Below are 7,281 nucleotides of genomic sequence, written 5' to 3'. Positions count from 1 at the left end.
TGGCCCCGCCCTAAAACCCGCCCTCACACCGGCGCGCAGGCCCCGCTCAGGCTCCGCTCATGCTCCGAGGCGCACCATCGCGGCGTCGAACTCGGCCGCCGAGCTGTCGCTGACCTCATGGAAGAACACCTGGTCGAGCACGTCGGGCGCGGCGGTGAAGTAGGGAATCCCGGCCAGGCGCAGTCCCGTGATGTCGTCTGCCGAGCGCAGCGATGCGGCGAGCACGTTCGAGTCGCTCCCCGCACACACCTCCTGCATCCGGGCGATCACGGCGTCGCCGTCGATGCCCGCATCGCGCATCCGGCCGAGGTAGGGGGCGATGTACTGTGCACCGATCGATGCGCACGCGAGCGCTTGCGCCACCGAGTACACGGCCGTGACGAGCACGGTCGCCCCATCACGCACGAGGGCGGATGCCGCGGCGAAACCCGCGGCCGTCGCCGGCACCTTCACTGCCACCCGATCGCCCAGTGCGCGGATGCCATCGGCGTTGCGGAGGAACGAATCGGTGTCGCCGCCCCAGGTCTGGAAGAAGATCTCTCGCGCCCCTTCCGACTCCCACCGGGCGTAGAGCTCGGGGATCTCCGCGGCGGTGCGACCACCGCGTTCGAGGATGGTCGGGTTCGTGGTGACGCCGTGCACGACGCCGGCGGCGAGCAGCCGGGAGACGCGGTCGACATCGGCGCTGTCGACGTACAGGCGTGGCGCGATCGGGTTCATCGGGGTCTCCTCGCGGACAACCTGTCGTTACAGGTGGGGTTTCGGCTAATGTAATGACAGCCACCGCGGTCTGTCAAAGCGTCGGCTATGCCTGCCGTCGAAGAAGATCAGGAGTGAGATGACCACCGCACACCCCGAGGACCGTTCCGGCGTCGTCATCGTCGGCAGCGTGACCGCCGACGTCACCACCTTCTCCGGGCGACTCCCGGCCAGGGGCGAGACGATCCTCGGCGACGAGTTCACCCTCATGCTGGGCGGCAAGGGCGCGAACCAAGCCGTCGCGGCCGGACGCTCCGGGGCGCGCACGAGCTTCGTCGGCTGCGTGGGCGACGACCTCTTCCACGACCTGGTCGTCGACGGGCTGACCGCGGCCGGTGTCGACCTCACGCATCTGCGAACAGTCCCCGGTCCCACCGGCGTCGCGCACATCCGCGTCGACGCGTCGGCGCAGAACGACATCGTGATGGTGCCGCTGGCCAACGCCGCCCTGAGCGCCGCGCAGATCGACGAAGCACTCGCGGCCCTCGCCCCCACGACCTCCGTCCTTCTCACTCAGCTCGAGACGCCGTCCGCGCTCACCGCTCACATCACCGCGCGCGGACGTGAGCACGGCATGACCGTCATTCTCGACCCGGCACCGGCCGCCGAGCTCGACGCCGCGATCTGGCGGAGCATCGACATCGTCACCCCGAACGAGACCGAGGCGACACTGATCAGCGGCATCGAGGTGACGGATGCCGCGTCGGCCGAACTCGCCGGACGCTGGTTCCTCAGCCAGGGTGTCGGTGCCGCCGTGATCACGCTCGCGGGCCAGGGGTCGTGTGTCGTCACGGCCGAGGGCGCATCCGTGATCCCGCCGTTCCCCGTCGAGGCGATCGACACGACCGCCGCGGGCGACGCCTATGCCGGGTATCTCGGCGCGGCACTCGCGAACGGCAGCACTCTGGCGGATGCCGTGCGTCTGGCCACCGCGGCCGGCGCGCTGACCGTCACGAAGCAGGGCGCGTCGCCGAGCCTGCCGCATCGTGCCGAGGTCGATGCGTTCCTGGCTGAGCGCGCGGCAGCACCTGTCGCGAGCTGAACCTGCGATCTGAGCATCCGGAGAACCGAGGAGAAACATGCGCAAGACAGCCACCACGATCAACCCGGCGCTCTCCCGGGTGATCAGCGAGACCGGGCACACCGACCTGCTCGTCGTCACCGACGCCGGCCTCCCGATCCCTCAGGGCTCGGAGCGCATCGACCTGGCGTATCGCGCCGGGGCTCCGGCCTTCCTCGACGTGCTCGACACGGTGCTCGCCGAACTGGTCGTCGAGGGCGCAACGGTCTCGGCCGAGGTCGCCGAGAAGAGTCCGGAGGTGCTGACGGCCCTGCGGGAACGGTTCGCCGGCATGGGGTTCGAGATCGAGCTCATCCCGCACGTCGAGTTCAAGAAGCTCAGCCAGGGCGCCCGCGCGTTCGTGCGCTCCGGTGAGTTCACCCCCTACGCGAACGTGATCCTGCACGCGGGGGTGGCGTACTGATGACCATCGTCGACGACGCGATCGACCGTCACTCCGCCGCACCCATGTACGACCAGCTGCGCCAGCTGATCATCGACGGCATCGCCCGCGACGGCCTGCAGCCCGGCGACCCGCTGCCAGGCGAACACCGGCTGTGCGAGCGGTATGGCATCTCCCGGACGGTCGTGCGTCAGGCGCTCGCCCAGCTCGAGCACGAGGGGCTGGTCGAGCGCGTGAAGGGCAAGGGCACGTTCGTCTCCCGCCCCCGCACGAGCGAGAGTCTCGTGCACACTCTCGTCGGCCTCTACGACGATGTCGAGCGCCGTGGCGGGCACGTGCACAGCGACGTGCTGCGGCACGAGCAGACGACGGCCGATGAGGAGGTCGCGCTCGCTCTCGAGGTGCCCGTCGGCTCGCCCGTGGTCGTCCTGGAACGCCTGCGCCACGTCGACGGCGAGCCATGGTCGCTGTCGACGACCTGGATGCCCGATGCGGTCGGTTCCGTCACGCTCGGCGCCGACCTGACCGAGGGCTCGCTCTATCGTCTGCTCGCCGACAACGACATCGTCGCGACGCACGGTGTGCGCTCGGCGGAGGCGACCGTGGCCACGCACGAGCAGGCCCAGCACCTGGGCGTCAGCGCCGGGTCGGCCCTGCTGCGACTGCGCAGCATCAGCCGCAGTGCCGACGCCACACCGATCGAGTACTTCATCGCGTATCACCGCGGCGACCGTTCGCGCTTCGAGTTCCAACTGCAGCAGGAGCAGTCGCAGGCCTCGCTCCTGCACGTCGACGGCGAAGGCGGGGCGTCCCGCGCCGGGACGGTCGGCTGAGGAGACCCTGTCGGCGCTACCGCGCCGGGTGTACCGTCACCGCATGATCACCGACGATCCCACCCTCACCAACCCCGATCACTACCGCACGCTCTGGGAGAACGAGCACGTCCGCGTACTCGACTACACCGACGAGCCCGGCGACGAGACGACGCCGCACGACCATCCGAACAGCGTCCTGGTCACCCTCAGCGACTTCTCCCGGCGCCTCAGCCTGGGTGAGCGCACCTTCGATACCGTCCTCGCCGCGGGGCAGGCCGTCTGGTTGCCCGCGCAGCGCCACTCCGGTGAGAACACCGGCACGACGCCGACGCACACGATCCTCATCGAGCTCAAGGGCGATGCGGCGGGCGAGCCGACCTCCACCCACCTCGGCCCGGAGCATCCCGCCGCCGCGTGATCGACCAGAGCGCCCGGCTGAGCGGCAGGTAGTCTCGAGGGCATGAGCGACTGGACCAGCACCGCGATCGCCCTGCTGGAAGCCGATGCCAACCGCAGCGCCGACACGCACCTGCACCTCTTCCCGCTGCCTCCCGAGTGGGACATCGATCTGTACCTCAAAGACGAGTCCGTGCACCCCACGGGCTCTCTCAAGCACCGCCTCGCGCGCTCGCTCATCCTCTACGGCCTGGTCAACGGGCGCATCCGCGAGAACACCACTCTCGTGGAGTCGTCGAGTGGATCGACCGCCGTCTCCGAGGCGTACTTCGCCCGCATGCTCGGGCTGCCGTTCATCACGGTCGTGCCGCGTTCCACCGTGCAGGAGAAGATCGACCTCATCGAGTTCTACGGCGGCACCTGCCACTTCGTCGACCGCGCCGAAGACATGTCGCCCGAGGCGCAGCGTCTCGCGTCGGACTGCACCGGCCACTACCTCGACCAGTTCACCTTCGCCGAGCGCGCGACCGACTGGCGCGGCAACAACAACATCGCCGAGAGCGTGTTCAGCCAGCTCTCCCAGGAGCGGCATCCGATCCCCACCTGGATCGTCACCGGCGCCGGCACCGGCGGCACGAGCGCGACCTTCGGACGGTATGTGAAGTACCGGATGCACGACACGAAGGTCGCGGTCGTCGACCCCGAAGGCTCGGCGTTCTACGACGGCTGGGCCGGGACAGTGGATGCGCCGGCCGGGCGTCCGAGCCGCATCGAGGGCATCGGCCGCCCCCGGGTCGAGGCCTCGTTCGTGCCCACCGTGATCGACGAGATGATCCAGATTCCGGATGCCGGCTCGATCGCCGCGATCCGCCTGCTGCGCGAGCGCACCCTGCACTGGGCCGGCGGCTCGACCGGCACGAACCTCTACGGCGCGTTCCAGCTCATCGCCCGGATGCGGGCCGCGGGCGAGACCGGCAGCGTCGTGACCCTGATCTGCGACAGCGGCGTCCGCTACGCCGGCACCTACTACTCCGACGAGTGGGTCGCCGCCCAAGGCTGGGACCTCGCCCCGCACCGGGCACGGCTCGAGAGTTTCCTGGAGTCCGGCGTCTGGGTCGAGTGAGTGCTGCGGGCTACGCTGGCCGCATGACTACTCTGATCCTCACCGTCGCGGGTGCAGACCGTCCTGGCCTCGTGGCCGCCGTCGCCGATGTCGTGGATGCGCACGGCGGCAACTGGGAGAACAGCTCGCTGGCCGAACTCGCCGGCACGTTCGCGGGCGTGATCGAGGTCTCGGTCCCGACCGAGCAGGCGGCAGAACTCGAAAGCGCCCTGCGCGGCCTCCAGGGCCAGGGACTCCTCACGCTGGCCGTGCTCACCGGCACCCCGGATGCCGCCGCCGACGACGATCAGCTGCTCGAGATCCAGGTGCTCGGCAACGACCGCCCCGGCATCGTGCGCGAGATCTCCGCCGCGCTGAACGCTCACGCGCTGAGCATCGAAGAGCTGGCGACCGAGACCAGGGATGCCGCGATGGCAGGAGGCCGGCTGTTCGAAGCGTCGGTCACCGCGAAGGTCCCCACCTCCGTCGACCTCGACGCCCTGCGCGCCGACCTCGAGCGCATCGCCGCCGAGATCCAGGTCGACATCACGCTTTACTGAGGTCTCCCCCGTTTCGAATCGCATGAATGGTCGCATCTGACGGCCGGATGCGACCACGTGCACGATTCGAAACGAGCGCTCAGTCTTCGAGCCCCGAGTACTTCCGCACCCAGTACTCCGTGTACGCCACGTGCGCGGAGGCCGCAGCGCTCGCGGCGACGGGGTCGGCGGCGGCGAGTCCGCGCAGGATCGCGCGGTGCCCGGCATCCGAGTGCACCTTGAGCTCCGCCGCATCCTCCGGGTCGGAGATCCGGTAGGCCCGCGAGCGCGAGCGCAGCACGTCGATCAGACTGGTCAGCGCCTCGTTCCCCGCGACGCCGGAGATCGCCATGTGGAACTCGTGGTCGAGCCGCGACTGCAGCTCGAAGTCGGTGGTCGATTCGATCTCGTCGAGCACGCGGTCCAGTGACTCCACGGTCTGCTCGTCGATGCGTGCGGCAGCGAGCGCAGCGGCGTGCGGTTCCAGCACCCGGCGGAGCTCGGTCAGTTCGAGCACTCCGGCCATCGGCAGCAGTCCGACCGTGAGCGAGAGGCTGCCGATCAGGTCGGCCGCACGAAGCTCGCTGACGTAGCTTCCCGAGCCGTGGCGCGTATCGAGCACACCGAGGGCAGCGAGCATCCGGATCGCCTCGCGGAGGGAACCGCGGGAGACGCCGAGCCGTTCACAGAGCTCGCCTTCGCTCGGCAGCCGGTCGCCGGGCCGCAACGTGCCGTCGGCGATCAGCGCCCGCAACCCGTGCAGCGCCGTGTCGAGTGCGCTCATCGTCATCCTCTCTGACACTCCGCCACCCCTCGTGAAGTCTGTCGGAACTCCCCTCCACAGGGAACTCGTATGACAACTATGTTTCAAGATCAGGTTTTCGTGGCGCATTTCGTGGGCATGTGGCAAAGTTGTGCAACAACTCGCCCCACTCACCGATGAGGATCGATGTCCGCACCGCTGTTCCCCGCACCGCTCACGCTGAACTCCGGCATGCGAGCGCGCGACGCCTGGCCCCTCGACCCGGCAGTGATCCACCTCAACCACGGATCCTTCGGCGCCGTCCCGTCCGTCGTCGTCGAGCATCAGGATGCCCTGCGCCGCCGCGCGGACCTCAGCCCGGTCGAGTGGTTCCCGCGCATCGCCGAACGCGTGCAGGAGGCCCGCGAGCGCACCGCCCCGTTCGTCGGTGCCCGCGCGGAGGACAGTGCGTTCGTGCCCAACGCCTCCGCGGCCGCGACCGTCGTCTACAACGCCCTGCAACTGGAAACCGGCGACGAGATCCTGGTGACCGATCAGGGCTACGGCGCCATCACGATGGGAGCCGAGCGCCTCGCCCGCCGCTTCGGCGCCCGCGTGCGCACCGTCGCCCTGCCCCTGCTCTCCTCCGACGACGAGATCGTGCAGCTGTTCGTCGACCAGCTCACACCCCGCACCCGTCTGCTCGTGATCGACCAGATCACCTCCCCGACCGCCCGACTGCTGCCCGCCCGACGCATCGCCGACGCAGCGGCCGAGCGGGGCGTGCGCACGCTCGTCGACGGCGCCCATGCCCCGGGCTTGATTCCGGATGCGGCCGCGGTCGCGGGTGGCGACTGGTGGTTCGGCAACCTGCACAAGTGGCCCTGCGCCCCGCGAGGATCCGCCCTGCTGGTCACGTCCGCCCAGGACCGCGACGAACTCTGGCCGCTCATCGACTCCTGGGCCGCGCGCGAGACGTATCCGACCCGCTTCGACACCCAGGGCACGATCGACGCCACCACGTACCTGGCCACCCCGACCGCCATCGACTTCATCGAGAACGAGTTCGGCTGGGCGGCGGCGCGCACGGCGATGGCGGAGATCGCGGATGCGGGTGCCGAGCTGATCGCCGAAGCACTGCGCCCGTACGGCGACGAGGATCCCCTGACCCCACTCCCCTCGCCGGTGCCATCGATGCGGCTCGTGCGTCTTCCGCTCGGACTCGGCGCGACGCGCGAAGAGGCCGATGCCCTGCGCATGGACCTGCTCGACGAGGTCGGCGTCGAGACGGCCTTCACGAGCTTCCGCGGCATCGGCTACTTCCGGCTCTCCGCCCACCTCTACAACGAGGCCGCCGACTACGAGGCCTTCGTCGAGCGCTGCATCCCGCAGATCCTGAGCCGTGCCGGCATCCGCCGCGCCGACTCCCTCATCCTTCCCTGACCGCATCCGTCCCCCCACCCGA

At 69.6% G+C, this 7,281-nt stretch carries 9 protein-coding genes; 7 read left to right on the top strand and 2 right to left on the bottom strand.

Going from position 1 to position 7,281, the window contains the following annotated elements; genetic code table 11:
* Positions 1 to 57 precede the first annotated feature (57 nt).
* Positions 58 to 720 (bottom strand): transaldolase family protein, encoded by a 663-nt coding sequence (locus tag CQ040_RS20310; RefSeq protein ID WP_105528694.1) that lies wholly within the window; start codon positions 718 to 720, stop codon positions 58 to 60.
* 118 nt (positions 721 to 838) lie between these two features.
* Here CQ040_RS20310 and CQ040_RS20305 point away from each other — a divergent pair, with 118 nt between their 5' ends.
* The 6 genes from CQ040_RS20305 to CQ040_RS20280 are packed head-to-tail and all read left to right on the top strand — an operon-like array spanning position 839 to position 5,095.
* A complete protein-coding gene (locus CQ040_RS20305; protein WP_105528693.1) occupies positions 839 to 1,801 on the top strand; it encodes a ribokinase in 963 nt (320 codons plus the stop codon).
* A 37-nt stretch (positions 1,802 to 1,838) separates the two neighbouring features.
* Positions 1,839 to 2,243: a D-ribose pyranase gene (gene rbsD / locus CQ040_RS20300; protein ID WP_105528692.1), complete on the top strand. Its 405-nt coding sequence runs from the start codon at positions 1,839 to 1,841 to the stop codon at positions 2,241 to 2,243.
* A complete protein-coding gene (locus CQ040_RS20295; protein WP_105528691.1) occupies positions 2,243 to 3,055 on the top strand; it encodes a GntR family transcriptional regulator in 813 nt (270 codons plus the stop codon). Before rbsD ends, CQ040_RS20295 begins: the two co-directional genes overlap by 1 nt.
* A 43-nt stretch (positions 3,056 to 3,098) precedes the next feature.
* On the top strand, positions 3,099 to 3,455 hold the full coding sequence (locus CQ040_RS20290) for a cupin domain-containing protein (protein ID WP_105528695.1): 357 nt from the start codon (positions 3,099 to 3,101) through the stop codon (positions 3,453 to 3,455).
* 42 nt (positions 3,456 to 3,497) lie between these two features.
* Positions 3,498 to 4,556 (top strand): PLP-dependent cysteine synthase family protein, encoded by a 1,059-nt coding sequence (locus CQ040_RS20285; protein WP_105528690.1) that lies wholly within the window; start codon positions 3,498 to 3,500, stop codon positions 4,554 to 4,556.
* 23 nt (positions 4,557 to 4,579) lie between these two features.
* The gene (locus tag CQ040_RS20280) at positions 4,580 to 5,095 is read left to right on the top strand and encodes a glycine cleavage system protein R (RefSeq protein WP_105528689.1); all 516 of its coding nucleotides are present in this window, start codon (positions 4,580 to 4,582) and stop codon (positions 5,093 to 5,095) included.
* A 79-nt stretch (positions 5,096 to 5,174) separates the two neighbouring features.
* On the opposite strand, the gene CQ040_RS20275 is transcribed toward CQ040_RS20280, so the two are convergent.
* Positions 5,175 to 5,858, bottom strand: a complete 684-nt coding sequence (locus CQ040_RS20275) for a FadR/GntR family transcriptional regulator (RefSeq protein WP_028500794.1) — start codon at positions 5,856 to 5,858, stop codon at positions 5,175 to 5,177.
* 165 nt (positions 5,859 to 6,023) lie between these two features.
* Here CQ040_RS20275 and CQ040_RS20270 point away from each other — a divergent pair, with 165 nt between their 5' ends.
* On the top strand, positions 6,024 to 7,259 hold the full coding sequence (locus CQ040_RS20270; protein ID WP_105528688.1) for an aminotransferase class V-fold PLP-dependent enzyme: 1,236 nt from the start codon (positions 6,024 to 6,026) through the stop codon (positions 7,257 to 7,259).
* The last annotated feature ends 22 nt before the right edge of the window (positions 7,260 to 7,281 follow it).

Origin of the sequence: Microbacterium sp. MYb54 (genome assembly GCF_002979515.1) — a bacterium.
Classification (GTDB): domain Bacteria; phylum Actinomycetota; class Actinomycetes; order Actinomycetales; family Microbacteriaceae; genus Microbacterium.
Note: the sequence above shows the minus strand (reverse complement) of the source record. Positions and strands in the feature narration are given on the sequence as shown.